The sequence below is a fragment of the Massilia sp. P2_C2 genome (assembly GCF_056404615.1).
In genome coordinates, this window is record NZ_JBFUDR010000081.1 from 1 (window position 1) to 21,642 (window position 21,642).

The window sequence follows — 21,642 nt, forward strand, 5'->3', positions numbered from 1 at the left end:
GTACAGCGTCAGCGCCTGGCTGAACAGCAGGCCGCCGACGATGGCGAGGCCCAGCGGCCGGCGCAGCTCGGCGCCGTCGCCGGCACCCAGCGCCAGCGGCAGCGCGCCGAACAGCGCGGCCAGCGTGGTCATCAGGATCGGGCGGAAGCGCTGCAGGCAGGCCTGGCGGATCGACGCTTCCGGCCCCAGCCCCTGGTCGCGCTCCAGCTGCAGCGCCGTGTCGATCATCATGATCGCGTTCTTCTTGACGATCCCGACGAGCAGGATCACGCCGATGAAGGCGATCAGCGAGAACTCCGTGCCGCAGGCCATCAGCGCCAGCAGGGCGCCCACGCCGGCCGACGGCAGGGTGGACAGGATCGTCAGCGGGTGGACCGCGCTCTCGTACAGGATGCCGAGCACGATGTACACGGACAGCAGCGCCGCCAGGATCAGCCACGGCTGCGTGGCCAGAGAATCCTGGAACACCTGGGCGGCCCCGGCGAAGCGGGCGCTGACGGTGTCGGGCGGATTCAGGCCGGCGAACGCCTTGTCGACGAGCGCCGCGGCCTGGTCCAAGGTGACGCCGGGCGCCAGGTTGAACGAGACGGTCGCCGCGGCCGCGGTGCCCTGGTGGTTGATGGCCAGCGGCGCCGTCCGGTTTTCCCAGTGGCTGATCGCAGCCAGCGGCACCTTCGCGCCGCTTGCTCCGACCAGGTAGACGTGGTTCAGCGCGGCCGCGTCCTGCGTGAACTGCGGCAGCAGGGTGAGGACGACGAAGTACTGGTTCAGCGGCTCGTAGATCGTCGAGACGGGGCGCTGGCCGAACGCGTCGTTCAGCGCCGCATCGATCTGACGCGCCGTGATGCCGAGGCGCGCGGCGGCGGCGCGGTCGACGACGAGCTGCGTCTGCAGGCCCTTGTCCTGGTAGTCGCTGTTGACGTCCGTGAGCTGGGGCAGCCGCGCCAGCGCGCCGCGCAGCCGCGGCGCGAGGCTGCGCAGGGCGTCCAGGTCGCTCGACAGCATCGTGTACTGGTATTGCGCGCCGCTCGTGCGCGCGCCGATCGTCAGGTCCTGGTTGGACGACAGGAACAGCGAGATGCCGGGCACGCCCGCCAGTTTCGGGCGCAGGCGCGCCATGATCTCCTGGGCACTCGCCTTGCGCTCCGCGAGCGGCTTCAGGCGCACGAACACGGTACCCGTATTCGTCTGCTGGCTGCCGAACCCGCCCGAGTACTCATAAAAATTGTCGATGTCCGGGTCCGTGCGCAGGATCTTCAGCATGCGGTCGATCTTTTGCCGCATCGCCCGGAACGACGTGCTCTGGTCGGCCTGGAACGCGCCCATCAGGCGGCCCGTGTCCTGGATCGGAAAGAAACCCTTCGGCACGATCGTGTACAGCCAGGCGTTCAGCGCGATCGTCGCCGCGAGCAGCAGCAGCGTGAAGCGCGCGTGGCGCAAGGTCCATTCGAGCGTGCGGCGATAGCCCGCCAGCACGCGGTCCAGCGCGCGCCCGAAGCGGCCGGGCGCGGCGTGCGCGTCGACGGGGCGCAGCAGCAGCGCGCACAGCATCGGCGTTGTCGTCAGCGAGATCACGAGCGAGATCAGCACCGCCAGCGAGAGCGTGACGGCGAACTCGCGGAACAGCCGCCCGACGATGCCACCCATGAACAGCAGCGGAATGAACACGGCGACGAGCGACACGCTCATCGCCAGCACCGTGAAGCCGACTTCCTTCGCACCGCGCAGCGCGGCGGCGACGGGCGCCATGCCCGCCTCGATGTGCTTGACGGCGTTTTCCACGACCACGATGGCGTCGTCGACAACGAAGCCCGTCGAGATGATCAGGGCCATCAGCGACAGATTGTTCAGGCTGTAGCCGAGCAGCCAGATGATCGCCAGGGTGCCCAGCAGTGAGACGGGAATCGCGATGCTGGGGATAAGCGTTGCGCGGCCGTTGCGCAGGAACAGGAATGTGACGGCCACCACCAGCGCGACGGCGATGCCCAGCGTTTCCTGCACTTCCGCCAGCGACTTGCGGATGGTCGTGCTGCGGTCGATGGCCACCTCGACGTCGACGCCGGCCGGGGCCAGTCGCCGCAGCTGCGGCAGCAGGGCGTGCAGCGCGTCGACGGTGGCGATCACGTTGGCGCCCGGCTGGGCAAAGGCGGCGATGATGATGGCTGGCTTGCCGCCGTACGAGCCGGCGTTGCGCACGTCCTGCACGGCGTCGCGCACGCGCGCCACATCGGCCAGGCGCACCGGCGCACCCTTGTTCCAGGCAACGACGAGGTCGCGGTAGTCGCGTGCCTGGCGCGCCTGGTCGTTGACGTCGAGCTGCCAGCGCCGCTGCGCGTCCTCGACGAAGCCCTTGGGCGCGTTGACGTTGTTGGCGGCCAGCGCCTGGCGCACCTGTTCCAGGCCGATGCCGTACTGGTTCAGGACGTTCGGATCGACCTCGATGCGCACGGCGCGCAGCGAGCTGCCGTTGACGTTCACCTGGCCCACGCCCTTCACCTGCGAGACCTTCTGGCCCAGCACCGTGAACGCGATGTCGTACAGCTGCTCCTGCGTCTGCGTGTCCGACGTGAGCGCGAAGGTCATGACCGGCGGACCGGCCGAATTCGACTTGCGGTACGACGGATTGCCCGGCATCGCCGGCAGCAGTGCGCGCGCCGCGTTGATGGCCGACTGCACGTCGCGCGCCGCGCCGTCGATGTCGCGGTCGATGTCGAACTGCAGGTTGATGCGCGTGGTGCCCTGCGTGCTGGACGACGTCATTTCCGTGATGCCCGCGATGCGTCCCAGCACACGTTCGAGCGGCGTGGCGACCGTGGCCGCCATCGTCTCCGGGCTGGCGCCGGGCAGGTTGGCCTGCACGCTCAGCGTGGGAAAATCGACCTGGGGCAGGGCGGCGCGCGGCAGCAACGCGTAGGCGAGCATGCCGGGCAGCGCGATCGCGAGCGTCAGCAGGATCGTGGCGACGGGCCGGCGGATGAAGAAGGCCGACCCGTTCACGCGCGCAGCTCCACCACCTGGGCTTCGCCCGGCCGGACGACCTGTTCCCGGCGCGCGCCGCGCGCGAAGCGGCGGCCGAGGCGGTCGAAGGCGAGGTAGATGACGGGCGTCGTGAACAGGGTCAGCGCCTGGCTGGCCAGCAGCCCGCCGACGAGGGCGATGCCGAGCGGTTCGCGCAGCTCGGCGCCGGGACCGCTGCCGAAGATCATCGGCACGGCGCTGAACAGCGCGGCCAGCGTGGTCATCAGGATCGGACGCAGGCGCAGCAGGCAGGCCTCGTAGATCGCCGCGCGCGGATGCATGCCGCGGCTGCGCTGCGCATCCAGCGCGAAATCGATGATCATGATGGCGTTCTTCTGCACGATGCCGATCAGAAGGACGATGCCGATGATGGCGATCACGGAGAGGTCATGCCCGCTGATCCACAGCGCGAGGAGGGCGCCGATGCCGGCCGAGGGCAGGGTGGACAGGATCGTCAGGGGATGCACGAAGCTTTCGTACAGCACGCCCAGCACGATGTACATCGTCACCAGCGCGGCGAGGATCAGGAAGACTTCGTTGGACAGCGCCGCGCGGAAGGCGAGCGCCGCGCCGCGGAAGCGCGTCTGCACGCTGTCCGGCAGGTCGAGCGACTGGCGTTTCGCCTCGATGGCGGCGACGGCGTCGCCCAGCGAATATCCGCGGGCGAGGTTGAACGAGATGGTCACGGCGGGGAACTGCTTTTCGCGGCTGATCAGGAGGTTGGCCGGCATCTCGCGCACGCGCACGAGCGTGCCGAGCGGGATCTGGCGGCCCGCCGTCCCGCTCACGTGGATGGTGTCCAGCGCCTTCAGGCCGCTGTCGCCGCCGCGCTGCGCTTCCAGCACCACGCGGTACTGATTCGTCTGCGTGAAGATGGTCGAGATCAAACGCTGGCCGAACGCGCTGTACAGGGCGTCGTCGATGGCGGCGACGGAGACGCCCAGGCGGCTTGCGGCGTCGCGGTCGATGTCCAGGTAGGCCTTCAGGCCGGCATCCTGCACATTGCTCGTGACGTCCGTGAGTTGCGGCAGCGTGCGCAGCGCGGCCGTCAGCTGCGGCAGCGCCTCGGCCAGGGCGTTGCCATCCATGCTCTCGACGAGGTACTGGTATTGCGTGCGACTGACGCGGTCTTCCACCGTCAGGTCCTGCAATGGCTGGAAGTACGCGGTGATGTCCGGCACGCCGGCCACGGCCGCGCGCAGGCGCGCGATGACGGCGGGCGCGCGTTCGGTGCGGTCTTCGTGCGGCTTGAGGTTGACGAGCAGCCGGCCGCTGTTGACGGTGGCGTTGACGCCGTCGATGCCGACGATCGACGACAGGCTGGCCACCGTCGGGTCGCGCAGGATGACGCGCGCGATGGCCTGCTGGCGCTCGGCCATCGCGCCGAACGACGTCGTCTGCGGCCCTTCCGTGATTACCTGGATCGCGCCGGTGTCCTGGGCCGGGAAGAAGCCTTTCGGGATGCCCCAGGCCAGCAGGCCCGTGAGCGCCACGGTGCCCAGCGTGACGGCCAGCGTGGCGCGCTGGTGGCGCAGCACCCATTCCAGCACGCGTCCATAGCGTTTCAGGACGGCGTCGAAGAAGGGATCGGCGGCCGGCTTCCGGTGGCGCAGCAGGCGGGCGCATAGCATGGGCGTCAGGGTCAGCGATACGGCGGCCGAGATCAGGATGGCGACGGCCAGCGTAATCGCGAATTCGCGGAACAGCCGGCCCACGACGTCCGCCATGTACAGCAGCGGTATCAGCACGGCGATCAGGGAGAACGTGAGCGAGATGATCGTGAAGCCGATCTGTTTCGAACCCTTGAGCGAGGCTTCCAGCGGGGTCGCGCCTTCTTCTACGTGGCGCGCGATGTTCTCGATCATGACGATGGCGTCGTCGACGACGAAGCCGGTGGCGATGGTCAGCGCCATCAGCGTGAGGTTGTTCAGGCTGAAGCCGGCGAGGTACATCACGCCGAACGTGCCGACGAGCGACAGCGGCACGGCCAGGCTGGGAATCAGGGTGGCGGCCACGTTGCGCAGGAACAGGGCGATGACCATCACGACGAGACCGATCGCGAGCACCAGTTCGAACTGCACGTCGTGCACGGCCTGGCGGATCGTCGTCGTGCGGTCGGCCAGCACCGTCAGATCGGCGCTGGCGGGCAGGCCCGCGCGCAACGACGGCAGCAGCGCCTTGATGCGGTCGGCCACGTCGATCACGTTGGCGCCCGGCTGGCGCTGGATGTTGACGAGGATGGCCTGGCTGTAGTTGGCCCAGGCGGCCAGGTGCAGGTCCTCGGGCGCTTCGCGCACGTCGGCCACGTCGGCCAGGTGCACCGGGTTGCCGGCGCGCATGGCCAGCACCACCTGGCGGTATTCCGCGGCGCTGCGCAGCTGGCTGTTGGCGTCCAGCGCGGCGGCCTGCAGCGGGCCGTCTAAGCTGCCCTTGGCCTGGTTCGAGTTGGCGGCGGCGATGGCCGCGCGCAGCTGGTCGAAGCCGATGCCGTAGGCCGCCAGCGCGGCCGGGTTGACCCGAATGCGCACGGCCGGGCGCTGGCCGCCGGCCAGGCTCACGAGGCCGACGCCCGTCACCTGCGCGATCTTCGGCGCCATCGCCGTGTCGACGATGTCCTGCAGGCGGGTCAGCGGCAGGGTGTCGGAGCGCACGGCCAATGTGAGGATGGGCGCGTCGGCCGGATTGACCTTGCTGTAGACGGGGGGCGCGGGCAGGTCCTGCGGCAGGTAGGCGGCGGCCGCGTTGATGGCCGCCTGCACGGATTGTTCGGCCACGTCGAGGCTTACGTCGAGCGCGAACTGCAGCGTGATCACGGACGCGCCGCCGGAACTCGACGACGACATCTGGGACAGCCCGGCGATCGCGCCGAACTGGCGTTCGAGCGGCGCCGTGATCGCCGTCGCGACGACGTCCGGACTGGCGCCGGGATAGCCGGTCGTGACCTGGATCGTCGGATAGTCGACCTGGGGCAGCGCGGATTGCGGCAGCAGCCGGTAGGCAAGGAGGCCGGACAGCAGCACGGCCAGCATCAGGAGGCAGGTCGCCACCGGACGCAGGATGAAGGCGCGCGACGGGTTCATCCCGCTGACTCCCGGTGCGTGCCGGCGCGTTCGTCGAGTGCGGTGGAACCGATCTTGCTACCTTCTTTGCCGCCGTCCTTGCCGCGCGGGCCGGGCAGCATGACCCTGGCGCCGTTGCGCAGGCGGTCGACGCCGGTCACGACGACCTGCTCTCCGGCGTCGAGGCCGGCCGTGACTGCCGTGCGGTCGCCATCCACGGGACCCAGCGTGACGGGACGCAGCGCGACCGTCTGGTCGGCCCCGACCACGTACACGAACGGCCCCTGGTTGCCGCTCTGGATCGCGGCGCTGGGCGCGACGACGAGGCCCGCCCGGGTCTCGACCAGCAGGCGCACGTTGACGAACTGGTTCGGATACAGCGCGCCGTCCGCGTTCGCGAACTGCGCCTTGAAGCGGATGGTGCCGGTGGCCGGGTCGATCTGGTTGTCGATCGTCTGCAGCCGGCCCTGCGCCAGCCTGCGCGTGCCGGCGCGGTCCCACGCTTCCACGGCCAGCACGCGGCCCTGGCGCTGCGCGTCCGCCAGGTGCGCGGCGATCGCGGGCAACTGGTCTTCCGGCAGCGAGAACAGCGTGGCGATCGGCTGCACGGCGGTGATCACGGCGAGGCCCGCCGCGTCGTTCGGATTCACGATATTGCCGACGTCCACCTGGCGCAGGCCGATGCGGCCCGAGACGGGCGCCGTGATGCGCGTGAAGCCCAGTTGCAGGCGCGCGTTGTCGACGACGCCCTGGTCCGCCTGCACCGTTCCCTGGTATTGCTGGACGAGCGCGGCCTGGTTGTCGAGCTGCTGTTCCGGGATCGCGTCGTGCGCGCGCAGGCCCTGGTAGCGCGCGAGGTCGGCCTGCGCATTCTTCAACAGGGCAAAGTCGCGCTTGAGCTGGCCCTCTGCCTGCGTCAGCTGCGCGGTGTACGGGCGCGGGTCGATTTCGGCCAGCAGCTCGCCGGCCTTGACCATTTGTCCTTCCTGGAACAGCACGTTCTGCAGCTGGCCGCCGACGCGCGCACGCACGACGACGGATGCCTGCGGCACGACGGTACCGAGCGCGCCCTGCACGACGCGCACGTCCTGCCTCTCTGCCGCCGCGACGCCCACCGGCACGGGCCGCCCACCCTTGCGGTCATCCGCTGCTGTTTTCTCTTTCGGGCCAAAGGCCGTCCGGGCCTGCCAGTAATAGCCCGCCGCGCCCACGCACGCCGCCAGCCCGAGTACGCCCGCGGCCAGGCGCCATCGTTTGTTGTTTTGCATTCCCTAGTCCTGGTTGCGGCCATCGTCGAAATGCGACGGCCTGTCGATCGTGGTCTATGTGCAACAACCATGCCTGCAATACGGCGGTGGAGGAGGGGGATTGCTGTTCGATTCGCAGCAGGCGGGGGCGCGGCGTGCTGGATCCTCAACAATGATCTGCGCGGTCACCAGCAACATGCCCGTCGGTGCGTTGCCGAATAAGCAAATGCTGTAATCTTCGTTCTCCCGGCGTGCATACGGACGCTATATTGGGCTCATGAGCCTGACGACCCTACACCACAAGACCGCCGACCTGCCGCGTGCCGCAGCCCCCGCAACGAGCGCCGCGCCGGATTTCGGCAAGGCCGACAGCCCCACGCTGATCGCCTTCCGCGAATCGCAGCAACTGAGCTTGCTGATCCGCGCCACGGCCTTCGTCTTCTCCGACCCGCAGTCGCGCGCGTTGCAAGACCTGATCAAGCGCATCGCGCCGAGCGAGGCCACGGCGCTGATCATGGGCGAGACGGGCACCGGCAAGGAACTGGTGGCGCGCCACGTGCATGCGCTGAGCCGCCGCAGTCACTCGAATTTCGTCGCCATCAATTGCGGCGCGTTTTCCGAGACGCTGATCGAAAGCGAGTTGTTCGGCTACGAGCGCGGCGCCTTCACCGGCGCGCAGCAGAGCAAGGCCGGCTGGTTCGAGACCGCGAACGGCGGCACGCTGTTCCTCGACGAGATCGGCGACTTGCCGCTGGCGATGCAGGTCAAGTTGCTGCGCGTGCTGCAGGAGCGCGAGGTGGTGCGCCTGGGCGGCCGCAAGCCGATTCCGATCGACGTGCGCCTGATCGCCGCGACCAACGTCGACCTGGCCGAGGCCGTGCGCGCGGGGCGCTTTCGCGAAGACCTGTTTTATCGTTTGCAGGTCATAACGCTACCGCTGAAGCCGCTGCGCGAGCGCGCCGGCGACATCCTGCCGCTGACCCGGCACTTCCTGCAGATGTATGCGCAGCGCCTGCACGTGGCCGACCCCGTCGTCACGCCGGAAGCCGACCAGGCACTGCTGGCGTATCCGTGGCCCGGCAATATCCGCGAGCTGGAAAACGTGATCCACCGCGCGCTGCTCGTGTGTCAGCAGGGCGTGATCACGGCCGCGGATCTGCACCTGCCGAGCTGGCATATGCAGGGCGCCGCGACACCGCCCCCGGTGGTGGAGGCGCCGCCCGCGCCGGCGCGCGAGGCCGTGCCGGCGGACACCCCGCGGCCGGCGCTGACCGCCGGCGAGGGCACGTATGCGGAGCTGCGCCAGGCCTGGCAGCTGCTGCTCCATTCGGACCGCACGATCGAGTTCGAGAACATGGTGTTGCAGCTGGCCGAGGACGCCTGGCGCCACAACCTGTGCAACCAGGTGCGCACGGCCAGGCAGCTCAATATCAGCCGCAACATCCTGCGGACCTACCTGAAAAAATCCGATCTGCTGTGACGCCGGTGGCGTCGTGAACAGGGTGCGCGGCACGTGTCGCGCACCCTGTTTCGTCACGTCCGCATGCCGCGCCGGATATGAAAAAAACGGATAAACAAGCCCAAAAGTATTCGTTGTCCGTTCGATGTGCCGTGCTTAACCTGTGACTTCCAGAACCCTTGAAAGAGAGAAACTAAAATGCTGTTAAAAAAACTGATCCAGGCCGTCGTGACCGTCGCACTTGTCGCCCCCACCGTGCATGCCGCCGACATCACTCTCCTTAACGTGTCGTACGATCCGACGCGCGAGCTGTACCAGGACGTCGGCAAGGCATTCGCCGCCAAGTGGAAGGCGCAGACCGGCGACAACGTCACGTTCAAGGCCTCGCACGGCGGCTCCGGCAAGCAGGCCCGTTCCGTCATCGACGGCCTGGAAGCGGACGTCGTCACGCTGGCCCTGGCGTGGGACATCGACGAGATCGCCGAGCGCGGCCTGGTCGCCAAGGATTGGCAGAAGCGCCTGCAGCACAACAGCTCGCCATACAACTCGACCATCGTCTTCCTCGTCCGCAAGGGCAACCCGAAAGGCATCCACGACTGGAACGACCTGATCAAGCCGGGCGTGCAAGTGATCACGCCGAACCCGAAGACGTCGGGCGGCGCGCGCTGGAACTACCTGGCCGCCTGGGGCAACGCGCTGAAGCAGCCGGGCGGCAACGAGGCGAAGGCGCGTGACTACGTCTCGAAACTCTTCAAGAACGTGCCGGTGCTCGATTCCGGCGCCCGCGGCGCGACGACGACCTTCGTCGAGCGCGGCATCGGCGACGTGCTGATCGCCTGGGAAAACGAAGCCATCCTGGCCATCAAGGAACTGGGYCCGGACAAGTTCGAAATCGTCGCGCCGAAGCAGAGCATCCTGGCCGAGCCGCCGGTCTCCATCGTCGACAAGGTCGTCGACAAGCACGGCACCCGCAAGGTGGCGGACGCATACCTGCAATTCCTGTACACGGACGAGGGCCAGGAAATCATCGCGAAGAATTTCTATCGTCCGATCAATGCGAAGGTCGGCCAGAAGTACGCGGCGCAATTCCCGAAAGTGGGCCTGTTCACCATCAACGACGTGTTCGGCGGCTGGACCAAGGCGCAGAAGACGCACTTTGCGGATGGCGGTACGTTCGATCAGCTGTATCAGGCGGGTAAATAAACGATCCGATTCTTCCGGGGCAGGGTGCGTCGCCTGTCCCGGACGGACCGTATGCATATTGAAAATTTATCATGCATAAGTTGCATCAAAAGTGTTAGGCGATGTAGCGGTTTTCATAATTGTCATAAGGAATGCATGGGCATAGGATTTTGCATTTCGAGGCCCCAATGTTTTCAGACGCAGCCACCGAACCGCTCCGGCCACGCCGCGCATTCGCACCCACCCACCCGGCCGACGGTGCGCTCTTCCTCGTCTATATCACGCTGATCTGGATCGGCATGGTCATCGGCTTCGGCCGCGAAATCGCGCAGCATATCGCGCGCAATGACCCGCCTTATCCGACGATCCTGCACGTGCACTCCGCCGTGTTCGTTACGTGGCTGGTCGCGTTCACCATGCAGATCCTGCTCGTCCGCATTGGGAAGACAGATCTGCACCGGCGCTTGGGCATCGCGCTGGCGTTCGGCGTTGGCGTGCTCGCGGTCGTCGGCCCGCTGACCGCCTACACGATCCAGAACCTGAACTTCGGCACGCCGCGCAGCGATCCCGCATTTTTCAGCGTCCAGCTGGGCGATACGATCGGCTTCGTCGGCCTGAGCGTGGCAGCCATCGTGCTGCGCAAGCGGGTGGCCGCGCACAAGCGCCTGATGCTGCTGGCGATCCTGCAACTGAGCACGGCGGGCTTCTCGCGCTGGCTGGGCGGTGCGGTTGGTGCCGCTTATCCGTTRGGCTACTGGGGGCAGAGTTTCTGGGCGACGTTCCTCATTCTGCATCTGACCAATGACGTGCTTGCGCTCGGCATTGGCGTCTACGATTTGCTGACCCGCGGACGCCTGCATCCGGCCTGGGTGGTCGGCATTGTCTGGAGTTTTGGCTGGCAAGTGATCCATGTGGGCCTGTACCTGTGGCCGGCCTGGCTGCCTGTGGCAAAGATGCTGCTGGGGCATTGAGATGGGATGCGTCCGCACTTTGAGGTAAGATGCCGCATGTCCGCGAACCGCCGGGCATCCATCTCAGCCTCGACCTCCCGGGCCTGCCTTCGTTAGCAAAGTTTCCAAAGTGAGCTTTTGACTTGTGTGGCGAACGCCACCAGGCGTGCTACCGTGCCCGCTCTCATGCATAGACCGTGGTCATGGGTAGGTCAGCGAGGAATTCTGCGGAAACAGATAATTTGATGAAGTACGGTAAAAGAACATTAAGTGTAGCACCCATGATGGACTGGACAGACCGCCATTGCCGCGTCTTCCACCGCCAGATCACGAAACACACGTGGCTATATACAGAGATGGTGACGACGGGCGCCCTGGTCTACGGCGACGTGGAACGTCACCTGCGCTATGACGATGTCGAGCACCCGGTCGCGCTGCAACTGGGCGGCAGCGATCCGTCCGACCTGGCGAAGAGTGCGAAGCTGGGCGAGCAGTGGGGCTATGACGAGATCAACCTGAATTGCGGCTGCCCGTCCGAGCGCGTGCAGAAGGGCGCGTTCGGCGCCTGCCTGATGCAGGAGCCGAAGCTCGTCGCCGATTGCGTGAAGGCGATGCGCGACGCCGTCTCCATCGACGTCACCGTCAAGCACCGCATCGGCATCGACTACAACGAGGAATATGGTTTCGTCCGCGACTTCATCGGCACCATCGCCGATGCCGGCTGCCGTACGTTCATCGTGCATGCGCGCAATGCGGTACTGAAGGGGCTGTCGCCGAAGGAAAACCGCGAGATTCCGCCGCTGCGCTACGAAATCGCTTACCAACTGAAACGCGAGTTCCCGGAACTCGAGATCATCATCAACGGCGGCATCAAGACCGACGACGAGATCGCTACCCACCTGCAGCACGTGGACGGCGTCATGATCGGGCGCGAGGCCTATCATAATCCGTATGTCATGGCCGGCTGGGATGCGCGCTTCTATGGCGATGCGACGCCTTCGAAGACGCGCGAGCAGGTCCTGGAAGCCATGATTCCCTATATTCACGCCGAACTCGAGCGCTACGGCCCACTGGGCCTGCGCCTGAACAGCATCACGCGCCACATGCTGGGCCTGATGGCCGGGCTGCCGGGCGCGCGCGGGTATCGCCAGATGCTGTCCGATGCGCGCCGCCTGGCTGCCGGTAACCCCGAACTCCTCCTTGAAGCAGCCGGCCGGCTGCGACTGGCCGCCTGAGCCCGTGTGTTCCTGCCCCGGACGCATCGCCTGAGTCATCGTTATTTTCCTACCCCGGCCGCCTGCGACGGCCGGTTGTTCAAAATCAACGACAAAAAATGATGCAACTGTGAAATCGAACACGTCGTTTTCCTTGCTCATCGGCAAGAATGGACCGATAATTCAGGCTCTTCTCCTTGCACGACATCTAATCCTGTTGTTGTGGTGAAACATAATTACAGTGACGCATGTTTTCTGTCTGTAATCAGCAGTTTTGATTTATCCTGACGGAAATATGTGAGTCCACAGAGAAGATGGACTTTCTGTTAAAAAAAGAGGCGACGCCGGCGCAACAGCCGGTGGGTCAGATCACTTAAAACAGGGAAGATTAAGGAATGAATCTTGCAAACATGAAGGTCGGCGTGCGTCTGGGCTTGGGCTTTGCCCTCGTGCTCGTGCTGCTGGTCATGGTCACCGTAGTCGGCATCCTGCGCATGGCGCAAATCCAGAACCGGCTCGATCACGTCGTAAATGTCAACAACGTCGTCACCCGTCTCGTCGTCGACATGCGCAACAACGTGAGTGAGCGCGTCACGTCGCTGCGCACGCTGACCCTGATGACTGATCCGGCCGACATGGAACCGGAGCTGAACCGTTTCAAGGAACAGACCGCCAAGTACGATGCCCTGCAGGGCAAGCTGGCCGCCAAGTTCTCGGAAGAAGCGACGGCTGAAGAAAAATCCCTGCTGAACCAGGTCAAGGAAGCCGAAGGCGCCACCATGCCGGCCATCGCCAAGGCATCGGCACTTTATCTGGCCAACAACGCGATGGACGCAACCCGCGTGATGGTCAAGGAAATCCGTCCGGCCCAGAAGAAATGGCTGGATGCGCTCGACCAGTTGGGCAAGCTGGAAGACAAGCTGAATACGCAGACCCAGGCAGACGCCCAGGCCGCTTTTGCCAGCGCCCGTAATTTCATGCTCGTGCTGCTGGCCCTGGCCGTCGCGATGGGCATCGTGGCCGCCACAGTCATCACCCGCGGCCTGCTGAAGCAACTGGGCGGCGAGCCGGGCTATACCGCCAAGATCGCCGGCAGCATCGCCGAAGGCGACCTGTCGATCGCCATCGACACCAAGTCGTCGGATCGCGGCAGCCTGCTGACCGAAATGAAGCAGATGCGTAACAGCCTGGTCGACATCGTCAGCCAGGTGCGTCGCGGTACGCACACCATCACCACGGCATCGCGTGAAATCGCCGCCGGTAACAGCGACCTGTCGTCGCGTACCGAACTGCAGGCCAGCTCGCTGGAGAAGACCGCGTCGGCGATGGAAGAACTGACGTCGACCGTGAAACAGAACGCGGACAATGCCCGCGAAGCGAACCACCTGGCCGCCACCGCGTCGGACGTGGCACGCAAGGGCGGCGAAGTGGTGTCGCAGGTCGTCGGCACGATGGGCGAGATCAATAGCTCGGCAAGCAAGATCGCCGACATCATCGGCGTCATCGACGGCATCGCCTTCCAGACGAACATCCTGGCGCTGAACGCGGCCGTCGAAGCGGCGCGTGCCGGTGAACAGGGTCGCGGCTTCGCCGTCGTCGCCTCGGAAGTGCGCAACCTGGCCCAGCGTTCCGCTGCGGCAGCGAAAGAGATCAAGCAGCTGATCGGCGACTCCGTCGAGAAGATCGGCCGCGGCAGCAAACTCGTCGGCCAGGCCGGCGATACGATGGACGAGGTGGTCGCCAGCGTCAAGCGCGTCACCGACATCATGAGCGACATCGCCAGCGCCAGCGCCGAACAGAGCGCCGGTATCGAACAGGTCAACCTGTCCATCATCGAGATGGACGGCATGACCCAGCAGAATGCCGCACTGGTCGAACAGGCCGCCGCCGCCTTCCAGAGCCTGCAGGACCAGGCTGCGGAACTGCAGCGCGTCGTCAGCATCTTCAAGCTGGCCGAAGGCGAGGAGCCGGTGGCAGCGCCGGCACCGGCAGCGGTCGCCACCCGCGCCGTCGTCGTCAGCCAGTCCAGGCCGCAGCTGAAGAAGCCGGCCCAGAGTCCGGAGAAGATGCAGGCGAAGGCCAAGCCCACGGCCAAGGCGCCGGTCCAGGATGAACACAAGGCCGATGCCGCCCAGGCATCGACGGCAAAGAAAGTCGCAGCGGCCGCCGCCAGCGACGATTGGGAAGAATTCTGAGCCAGGACGGCTCGTCCAGCGCCGGTGACCGCGCCGGCATCAAAAAAAACTGTGTTTTTCGGGGGGAATAACTATGTCTAATAAGAAATTTGCAATGAGCCTGATGGCTCTGCTGGCCTCGGGTATCGCTGGTTCGGCTTGCGCAGGCGAAGTGCCGGCTTCGTTCGATCCGTCCAAGTGCAAGGTCGAGTATCCGAAGGCGTCGCTGATGAACGAAGAGCAGGGCGTGACGTCGATGTCCTTCCTGGTCAATCCGGACGGCTCGGTGTCCGATTCGAAGCTGGAAAAATCGAGCGGTTTCAAAGGTCTGGACAAGGCAGCGCTGAAAGGCCTGGCGGCCTGCAAGTTCAAGCCGGGCACCAAGGATGGCGCGCCGGCCCAGACCTGGACCAAGGTCGATTATTCCTGGAAGCTGGATTGATCGTCTGCGGGTGCCGGCCGGCCAGGCTCGGCGCCCAGGTGTGGCTCTGCGTCCCCGGTATCTCGCCGGCGGCGCACGAGACCGGCGGCCTGGCGGCATCCGAAAGCAAAAAGGGCGTTCCTGCGGGGACGCCTTTTTTGCCTTCCGGCGGTCGTCCGGGGCAATCTGTTACCGCTCTGTGGCGCGATGTTTCGGTTGTAAGCGTCTGCTTCAATGCCGCCGTCGCGTCCGCCGGATCGCTATAGTGGTCTCACTTCGAAACGAAAGGAGAGCACCATGAAACGCATACTCGTTGCCACCGCCGCAGCCCTGATCAGCACCGCCGCCGTCCTGCCGTCGCAGGCGTTCGCGCGGGGCGATGTCGTCGTGGTCCGCACCGCGCCGCCGCCGCCGCGCCATGAAGTCGTGCCGGCGGCCCGCCATGGCTATGAATGGGCGCCGGGCTACTGGAACTGGAATGGCCACCGCTACGTCTGGGTGCGCGGCCACTGGGAGCGTGTGCGCCCGGGCTATGTCTGGCATCGTCAGGAGTGGCGCCAGGGCGACCGCGGCTGGGAGATGGTGCGCGGCGGCTGGCACCGCGGCGACCGTGACGGCGACGGCGTGCCGAACCGCGTCGACCGCCGCCCGGACAATCCGAACCGCTCGTGACCCGTGCGCGGCGCGCCCTGCCGACCGTCAGGCCAGTGCCGCGCCGTCCTCGAACAACTCGCTGGCCATGCGTGCCAGGTCGTTCATGCCGCCGCCGGAAGCCAGGTGGGCGCGCAGCCAGCGCGCCTGGCCGCCATCCTTCATGAGGTGTTCGATCACCTCGCAGGCTTTGCCGAAGCCGGGATCCTGCGAGCGGCGCTTGAGCCGTTCGAGGTCGGCGCGGATCGCCTGCGCGACCGGCATCGACGCGCTTGACTCCGGATCGATCCAGGTGGCCTCGACGCCGTCGCGCGCCRCATTGAAGCGGTTCCAGATGTACAGCTCGCGGCTGGCGCTGGTGGGCCAGCGGCCCGGCTGGTCGGCCCATTCCAGGCACAGCTCGCGCGCATAGCACGCCAGCGCTGCCGCGTAGACGGGCCTCAGCGGCGTATCCAGCACGCGCAGTTCGATCGTCCCGTATTCCGGTTTCGGTCGCACGTCCCAGTAAAAGTCCTTGATGCTGTTGACGATGCCATGGCCGGCCAGTTCGTCGAAGTGGGCGCGGAAGTCGTCCCAGGTGCGGATCTCGTACGGCAGGATGCCGCTCATGGGGAAGGCGCCGACGACGTTGCTGCGCGAGCTGCAGAAGCCCGATACTTCTCCCTGCCAGCACGGCGAATTGGCCGACAGCGCGATGAACAGCGGCGCACGCTGCGTCAGCCAGGAGCACAGGTGCATGGCCTCGTCCGGCGTGCCCGCGCCGATGTGCACGTGCATGCCGAACACCGTAAACAGTTTAGCGAGATAGCCGAACTTGCGTTCCGACGCGAAGTAGCGCTCCTTCGGGTAGATGCGCTGTTCATTCCACTTCTGGAAGGGATGGGCGCCGCCGCCGGAGATCGATGCGCCGACGTCGAACGCGGCACGCTGCACCGTCGTGCGGATGTGCTCCAGCTGCTCGGCCGCATCGTCGAACGATGTCAGGATCGCGGTGGCCACTTCCAGCATCGACGTCGTGATCTCGGGCGTGTGCACCCACGGCTTGTCGTGCTTGTCCAGCAGGCGCAGGATGTCCGGGGCGGCCGGGAACAGGTCGAACGTCAGGCGGTCGAGCACCATCAATTCCAGCTCGATGCCCATCGTGCCCACCGTCGATGCCTTGAAGTCGGGCAGGAAGGCCGGGCCCTGTCCCGAGACAGCTTGCGCCTGCGCGTCGTGTTTCAGCCTGCTCAGGGCTTCATCGTTCATCAGTTCGCTCATTGCGTTCCTCCTCGATAGGTTTCGCCGGCATAGTGCAGGCCGAGCCAGGTCAGGCCGGGCGCCAGCAGGACGTTGAGGGCCAGCAGCGCGCCCATCACGGCGGTGGACGTCGCATCGAGCCCGGTGTAGGCATTCAGGGTGTTGTCGACGACGAGGCCGCCGTAGCTCACCAGGGAGCACATCGACAGCGTCATCGCGTGCTGCTTGCGCGTATCCCACGCGCTGCCCGGCYACAGCGCGAGGCGGGTGGCCGCGAGGCGGACGGCGAACACGGTCAGCGCAGCCACGATGGTCCAGCCGTGCAGTAGTTCCTGCAGGTCGACGAGCGCCGCGGACATCAGGAACAGCAGCACGTAGCCGATGTCCTGCGCCGTCTTCAACTGGGCCTGGAACACGTTGTCGCGCTTCTCGGCGTTGCGCAGCAGGACGCCCATCAGCAGCAGCGAGAGCAGGGCGCTGGCGGACATCACGGAGCACAGCCCGAGGTCGATCAGCAGCGCGGCCAGCAGCATGCCGGGACGCAGCGTCGCCGGCACCTTGCACAGCCGCGTGGCCAGCGCATACACACCGTACGACAGGACGGCGATCAGGGCGCCCACCACGAGCTTGCCGCCCTGGCGCAACAGCTCCGTCCAGAAGTCGCCGCTCGCGTCGACGCCGTGGGTGCGGGTCCACGCGAGCGTGACGCTGAGCGCCAGCAGCGCGACGAGATTACTCAGGCCGACCATGTTCGAGGTGGCGAAGGTGCCAGTGCCGCTCGCGTTTTCGTCCGCCACCATCGAACTGTGGATGACGGGATTGACGGCGATGAGGATCGAGCCGATGAAGATCGCGGCGCTCCACGGCAGGCCGAGAAGGCCCAGCGTGACGGCGGCCGCGCCGCCGCGGGCCAGCGTGGCGAGCAACAGGCAGGCGCCCTGGCGGCCGCTGCGCAGCAGCCACGCGAGGTCCATCTTGCGCCCGACCTCGAACAGCACGAGCGCTGCGGCGCCGTTGAGTAGTTCCTGGAATTGCGTCAGCAGCGCACTGTCGATGAAGCCGCCGCCGCTCGCGCCGAGCAGCAGGCCCGCGATCACGGCGCCATACAATTTTGGAATCCTGAAGCGCTGCAGCGTGAGGCCGATCACGAACGCCAGCATCAGGCCGGCGCCCAGCACGGCCAGCGGCGATAGCAGCCAGAGGGGCGTGGACAGTTCGTCATTCATGGCGCACCTCCCACGCGTGGGCGAGCGCGGTGAGCTCGCGCTCGATGACGTCGGCGCGCAGCTTCGCCTGCTGCTGCTGGCGTTCCGTCGGCGCCGGCGCGAGATCGCTGACGATGCGCGCACGGACGATGCCGGCATCGTCGCGCAGCGGGATCCACAGCTGTCCCGTGACGCTGGCGCCTTCGCGCCACACGGCGATGAATTTCGCACCGGTGCGGTCTCCCGGACGTCCCGGCTCCAGCAGCGTGAACGGCTGCAGCCACTCGGCATTCGGGAAGCGGCGCGCCAGCAGCACCTGCATGCCGCTGCGCTGCTCCAGCCGCGCATCGTCGCGCGAATACGGCAGGTGGATGCGGGTCTGGCTGATGCCGGACGTTTCCAGGCGCAGGCAGGTTTTATCGGTCACCCAGCGCCACGTGTCGCCATCGAGTACGCGCGGCTTGCCGCTTGACGCGTCGCGCCAGGCGACGAATAACGGAGATGCGGCGGGCTGCGGATTGCCGGCGTCGATGGCTTGCGCGGCCTTGGCCACGTCGTTCCAGTGGCTTTGTTGCCAGTCGCGCGTGACGGGTTTGTCCGACGGTTGCCAGCGCCACAGCGCGGCGGACCACTGGCCGTCGTCGTTGCGCCAGATCGCGGCCAGTTGCTGGTTGCCGGCGGTGTTGACGGTCACGGTCTTGCCGGACCACGTGTTGTGCCACGGCGGCGCATCCGCGTGGACGGCTTGCGTGAGGCGGTGCCATGCGATGGCGGCCGGCGGCAGGCAGGTGGCGGCCGGCGTCGGGATGGCGCGCCAGAACAGCATCTCCACGCGCTGGCTCCAGGCGCAGCGGCGCATCGTCGGTTCGCCCATGCCGGACAAGGCCGGGTTGGCGGGAGCCGCGCAGTCGCCGGGCCGCGCACCGCTCAGTTGCGTGAAGTCGGCGATGGCGGGCGTCTTGGGCGGTGCCGGCTTGCGGGCCGCCGCCTGCGATGGTCCGGGGAGGACGGCGCACAGCGCGAGCGTGCATGCAAACAGGCGGAACCGGTCGGCGCGGTGCCGGTGCGATGGTCGTGTTGGGGTCATGAAGATCGGCCCTCGTTGAAAGGCCTCGGCGCGGTGCGGCAGAAAGCTTGGATCCGTCCGGCGCGCGGAGGCATGCGGTCGCAGTGCGGCGCTGGTTGCCGCGTCTGGACCCGTTGAAAGAGTGGATGCTTCGGGTGCATCCGCGCTGCGGCGGTGCCGCATGGCGGCCAGGTCAACGCATTGCCTGCCGCTCGTTCTTGGTGTGTAAAGACTCAAGTATAGGGCAAATAATTCATTTGCTCAAATATGCTTGTCTTGCGTACATTTCCGCCATGCATTTTAGACTATCTACGGACGGGGCGGCGTACGGTTGGGTCAGCGAAAACGGTTGTGTTTACGCATCAGCGCCGCTGCGATGGCGCAAGTCCATCAGAGTGAGGTGAACAATGTTATTTGAAATGCACATGTCTGGCATTCAAAGAATAAATTTTTAACATATGCTGCACTGCACTATATTCAAGTCGTACCAGAGCAATACTTCTCGAACCCAACCTGTTGGAGCTCATCATGATCGCCAAACTTCGTATTGTTGCTGTCGTTTCCACCCTGTTGCTCACCGCGTCCGCCGCGAACGCAGTCAACACCGACAAATCCACCGAACCATCCACGCATCACAAATTGGCCGACTGCGTCGTTCCTTACTACCCCGCGACCTGGCAGGAGGAGGGCATGCACGGGAACGTTCGCCTGGCCGTGCGAGTCGGCGCGGACGGGGAGGTGCACGAGGCCAAAGTGGTCGAGTCGAGCGGCTACCGCGCGCTGGACAGGGCCTCGCTACGCGCCGGTTACAGCTGCAAGTTCGGAACGGAATCGAAAAGCGGCGACAGCGCATCCGAGTGGACCACGGTGCAATACAAGTGGGTGGCGCAATGATGGCGATGTATGCGCGTTGATGGCTGCCGGGGCACCAGTGGCGGCCAGCGATATTCAGTTGCACATACAAAAAAGCCACCTATATACACGGTGGCTTTTTCAATTTCCGACGTTGGAAAATTCGAACATGTTCCAAACAAGGCTGTGAAGTCGGCGATGGCGGGCGTTTTAAGCGGTGCCGGCTTGTGGCCCGCCGACAGCGACGGCACGGGGCGGACGGCACACAGCGCGAGTGAACCCGCGAGCAGGCAGGCTTGTCGTGGCGGTGGCACTGTGCAAAATTGATCTGACGGCTATAGCAGCGAGAATCTTTCACTGCAGGGTTTGTGATGGCGCAAGACTGGTAGATTGGTAGTGAGTTGTAATGACAAGCTCCATTTGTTGACGCCAAGGAAAAATTGGCTGCGAGAGCGATCATTCGGAAAGGGGACATCACTTCACACGGAGGCAAGGTGTTGGAGGGATGGGAGCATACGGCTTTGTTGAGCAAATCGAGCGAAGGCCGAGCTGACGCTATTTGTAACTGGTTTATAAGGCCGGCGGAGATGTGAGTTGTCGGAGCGCCGACCGTCGCGATCGGGAATATGCCGGCGCTGAACATGGATTCGAAGTTGATGTGCGGTTGGGGTGGGGTAATTCAGATTCTGGTGGCAGGGCAGGCGAGTACGGCAGTGCCATGAGGATGCCGGTGGTAGTGTCGGAGTCAAGGGAGGAAATGGAGTGGAAAAGAGAAAACACGCCCCGCGCTTGGAGCATGCTGTTCTCGACAGGAGCCTGTCGGGTTTCCTTACAAGAATAGGACGCGCGCCTCAATGCGTTTTGGTAATTCATTGTTTTTCAAGGGGGGTTATTTTCAGGTACGCTCCATGCTTTTAAGGCAAATGATGACTGCTACCGGTCATTTCCGAGCCAAAGCCGCAGGGCTTGGCCATATCGTTCGTACCCGAAAACGAGGAGCTTATGAAAATCGCTAAATTCCTGCACAATGCACTGGTTGCTTGCACTTTCTCGTACGCTGCCCACGCCAGCGCTGTTCCTGTTACGCTTCAAATCAACTCATCGGGGATCCTGACCGGCGCCCAAAACGTGGACGTGGGCGGAACCCTGTACAACGTCACCTTTGCCGAGGGTAGTTGCAACTCGCTCTTTAGCGGTTGTAATGCGTCGGCGTTTGCATTCAATACTCAGGCCGAAGCTGGGATGGCGGCCCAGGCGCTGCTCGACCAAGTATTCCTTGATAGCGCCATGGGACAATTTGACAGTGATCCTTCCAAGATACTCGGCTGCACATCCACAATTGTTTGCGATACACTAATTCCATACTTGCCCGAATCGGGTACGGTCGTGGCCACTGCTTTTTCCATCAACACCTCTCCCGCCTTTACAGATGGGGTCGCTAATTTTTCACCTCAGCTCAGCAACTTTGATACCACGACAAATCAATTTGTCGACTACGCCATTTTCGAACTCGCCAGGCCCGGCATTACCGTTCCCGAGCCCAGCTCCCTTGCCCTACTGGGCTTGGCGCTGAGCGGTATGGCCTACACGCGTCGTCGTAAATCTTAGGGCCGGTGCAGCTGCGCCGTCGCGCGGTAGTCGTGAGGTAGCCTGAGATTTTCGGACACTCTTGTTCGGAAGAGTTGCACTGAATCGCCACGAGTTCAGTAGACGTCCTTGGAATGGCAGAAAGTCGGCATGACGGGGGCAGCGCCGAGCAACTGCTGGGGTGGAAAATGGACACAGCTTAACTAGCCGGGATTTTTTGAAAACTTTCGCCGGCGTTTGAAAGTTTTTTCGGCAAAATAAGCCGTGCCTGTTACAGGGACGAGAACACCCAACACGCGCGTGTCGTCAAGACTGGGC

At 65.1% G+C, this 21,642-nt stretch carries 15 protein-coding genes and 1 pseudogene; 10 read left to right on the forward strand and 6 right to left on the reverse strand.

Features of this window, described 5'->3' with window-relative positions; genetic code table 11:
• The 3 genes from AC1DYX_RS12025 to AC1DYX_RS12035 form a co-directional block, all read right to left on the reverse strand.
• The coding region (locus tag AC1DYX_RS12025; protein ID WP_477259036.1) for an efflux RND transporter permease subunit at positions 1-2,997 on the reverse strand (2,997 nt) is incomplete at its 3' end.
• Positions 2,994-6,098 carry an efflux RND transporter permease subunit gene (locus AC1DYX_RS12030; protein WP_477259037.1) on the reverse strand — a complete coding sequence of 1,035 codons (3,105 nt, stop codon included), beginning with the start codon at positions 6,096-6,098 and terminating at the stop codon, positions 2,994-2,996. The genes AC1DYX_RS12025 and AC1DYX_RS12030, both read right to left, overlap by 4 nt.
• Positions 6,095-7,345, reverse strand: a complete 1,251-nt coding sequence (locus tag AC1DYX_RS12035; RefSeq protein ID WP_477259038.1) for an MdtA/MuxA family multidrug efflux RND transporter periplasmic adaptor subunit — start codon at positions 7,343-7,345, stop codon at positions 6,095-6,097. The genes AC1DYX_RS12030 and AC1DYX_RS12035 overlap by 4 nt, the downstream gene beginning before the upstream one ends.
• 256 nt (positions 7,346-7,601) lie before the next feature.
• Between AC1DYX_RS12035 and AC1DYX_RS12040 the strand changes: the two genes are divergently transcribed.
• From AC1DYX_RS12040 to AC1DYX_RS12070, 7 genes are all read left to right on the forward strand, one after another.
• On the forward strand, positions 7,602-8,804 hold the full coding sequence (locus tag AC1DYX_RS12040; RefSeq protein WP_477259039.1) for a sigma-54 interaction domain-containing protein: 1,203 nt from the start codon (positions 7,602-7,604) through the stop codon (positions 8,802-8,804).
• 177 nt (positions 8,805-8,981) lie between these two features.
• Entirely contained in the window at positions 8,982-9,986 is a 1,005-nt protein-coding gene (locus AC1DYX_RS12045) for a sulfate ABC transporter substrate-binding protein (RefSeq protein ID WP_477259040.1), read from the forward strand.
• Between the two features lie 149 nt (positions 9,987-10,135).
• Positions 10,136-10,936, forward strand: coding sequence for a hypothetical protein (locus AC1DYX_RS12050; protein WP_477259041.1), 801 nt, complete (start codon positions 10,136-10,138; stop codon positions 10,934-10,936).
• Positions 10,937-11,160: 224 nt separating this feature from the next.
• Entirely contained in the window at positions 11,161-12,150 is a 990-nt protein-coding gene (gene dusA, locus AC1DYX_RS12055; protein WP_477259042.1) for a tRNA dihydrouridine(20/20a) synthase DusA, read from the forward strand.
• A 374-nt stretch (positions 12,151-12,524) separates the two neighbouring features.
• Positions 12,525-14,324 carry a methyl-accepting chemotaxis protein gene (locus AC1DYX_RS12060; protein WP_477259043.1) on the forward strand — a complete coding sequence of 600 codons (1,800 nt, stop codon included), beginning with the start codon at positions 12,525-12,527 and terminating at the stop codon, positions 14,322-14,324.
• Positions 14,325-14,418: 94 nt separating this feature from the next.
• Positions 14,419-14,745, forward strand: a complete 327-nt coding sequence (locus AC1DYX_RS12065; RefSeq protein ID WP_477259044.1) for an energy transducer TonB — start codon at positions 14,419-14,421, stop codon at positions 14,743-14,745.
• 276 nt (positions 14,746-15,021) lie between these two features.
• Positions 15,022-15,396, forward strand: a complete 375-nt coding sequence (locus AC1DYX_RS12070) for a YXWGXW repeat-containing protein (protein ID WP_477259045.1) — start codon at positions 15,022-15,024, stop codon at positions 15,394-15,396.
• A gap of 27 nt (positions 15,397-15,423) precedes the next feature.
• Here the strand turns inward: AC1DYX_RS12070 and AC1DYX_RS12075 are convergent, their stop codons facing one another.
• Genes AC1DYX_RS12075 through AC1DYX_RS12085 form a run of 3 tightly spaced genes read right to left on the reverse strand, consistent with a single transcriptional unit; the run spans position 15,424 to position 18,906 of the window.
• Positions 15,424-16,635: a YbdK family carboxylate-amine ligase gene (locus AC1DYX_RS12075; RefSeq protein WP_477259046.1), complete on the reverse strand. Its 1,212-nt coding sequence runs from the start codon at positions 16,633-16,635 to the stop codon at positions 15,424-15,426.
• On the reverse strand, positions 16,632-17,840 hold the full coding sequence (locus tag AC1DYX_RS12080; RefSeq protein ID WP_477259047.1) for a cation:proton antiporter domain-containing protein: 1,209 nt from the start codon (positions 17,838-17,840) through the stop codon (positions 16,632-16,634). The genes AC1DYX_RS12075 and AC1DYX_RS12080 overlap by 4 nt, the downstream gene beginning before the upstream one ends.
• The gene (locus tag AC1DYX_RS12085) at positions 17,833-18,906 is read right to left on the reverse strand and encodes a hypothetical protein (protein ID WP_477259048.1); all 1,074 of its coding nucleotides are present in this window, start codon (positions 18,904-18,906) and stop codon (positions 17,833-17,835) included. Before AC1DYX_RS12085 ends, AC1DYX_RS12080 begins: the two co-directional genes overlap by 8 nt.
• Before the next feature lie 507 nt (positions 18,907-19,413).
• On the opposite strand from AC1DYX_RS12085, the gene AC1DYX_RS12090 reads away from it, so the two are divergent.
• The 3 genes and pseudogenes from AC1DYX_RS12090 to AC1DYX_RS12100 all read left to right on the forward strand — a co-directional run bounded on the left by AC1DYX_RS12090 (position 19,414) and on the right by AC1DYX_RS12100 (position 21,345).
• Complete coding sequence (locus AC1DYX_RS12090) at positions 19,414-19,779, forward strand: energy transducer TonB (RefSeq protein WP_477259049.1); 366 nt, start codon at positions 19,414-19,416, stop codon at positions 19,777-19,779.
• A 569-nt stretch (positions 19,780-20,348) separates the two neighbouring features.
• Positions 20,349-20,459: pseudogene (locus AC1DYX_RS12095) on the forward strand (PAAR-like protein); the annotation flags it as partial.
• Positions 20,460-20,739: 280 nt separating this feature from the next.
• Positions 20,740-21,345 (forward strand): PEP-CTERM sorting domain-containing protein, encoded by a 606-nt coding sequence (locus tag AC1DYX_RS12100; RefSeq protein ID WP_477259050.1) that lies wholly within the window; start codon positions 20,740-20,742, stop codon positions 21,343-21,345.
• Positions 21,346-21,642: the final 297 nt, after the last annotated feature.

Coding starts and splice junctions, on each gene's coding strand:
- AC1DYX_RS12090 (WP_477259049.1), top strand. CDS start 19,414: ATGATCGCCAAACTTCGTATTGTTGCTGTCGTTTCCACCCTGTTGCTC.
- AC1DYX_RS12040 (WP_477259039.1), top strand. CDS start 7,602: ATGAGCCTGACGACCCTACACCACAAGACCGCCGACCTGCCGCGTGCC.
- dusA (WP_477259042.1), top strand. CDS start 11,161: ATGAAGTACGGTAAAAGAACATTAAGTGTAGCACCCATGATGGACTGG.
- AC1DYX_RS12070 (WP_477259045.1), top strand. CDS start 15,022: ATGAAACGCATACTCGTTGCCACCGCCGCAGCCCTGATCAGCACCGCC.
- AC1DYX_RS12065 (WP_477259044.1), top strand. CDS start 14,419: ATGAGCCTGATGGCTCTGCTGGCCTCGGGTATCGCTGGTTCGGCTTGC.
- AC1DYX_RS12100 (WP_477259050.1), top strand. CDS start 20,740: ATGAAAATCGCTAAATTCCTGCACAATGCACTGGTTGCTTGCACTTTC.
- AC1DYX_RS12030 (WP_477259037.1), bottom strand. CDS start 6,098: ATGAACCCGTCGCGCGCCTTCATCCTGCGTCCGGTGGCGACCTGCCTC.
- AC1DYX_RS12060 (WP_477259043.1), top strand. CDS start 12,525: ATGAATCTTGCAAACATGAAGGTCGGCGTGCGTCTGGGCTTGGGCTTT.
- AC1DYX_RS12085 (WP_477259048.1), bottom strand. CDS start 18,906: ATGACCCCAACACGACCATCGCACCGGCACCGCGCCGACCGGTTCCGC.
- AC1DYX_RS12035 (WP_477259038.1), bottom strand. CDS start 7,345: ATGCAAAACAACAAACGATGGCGCCTGGCCGCGGGCGTACTCGGGCTG.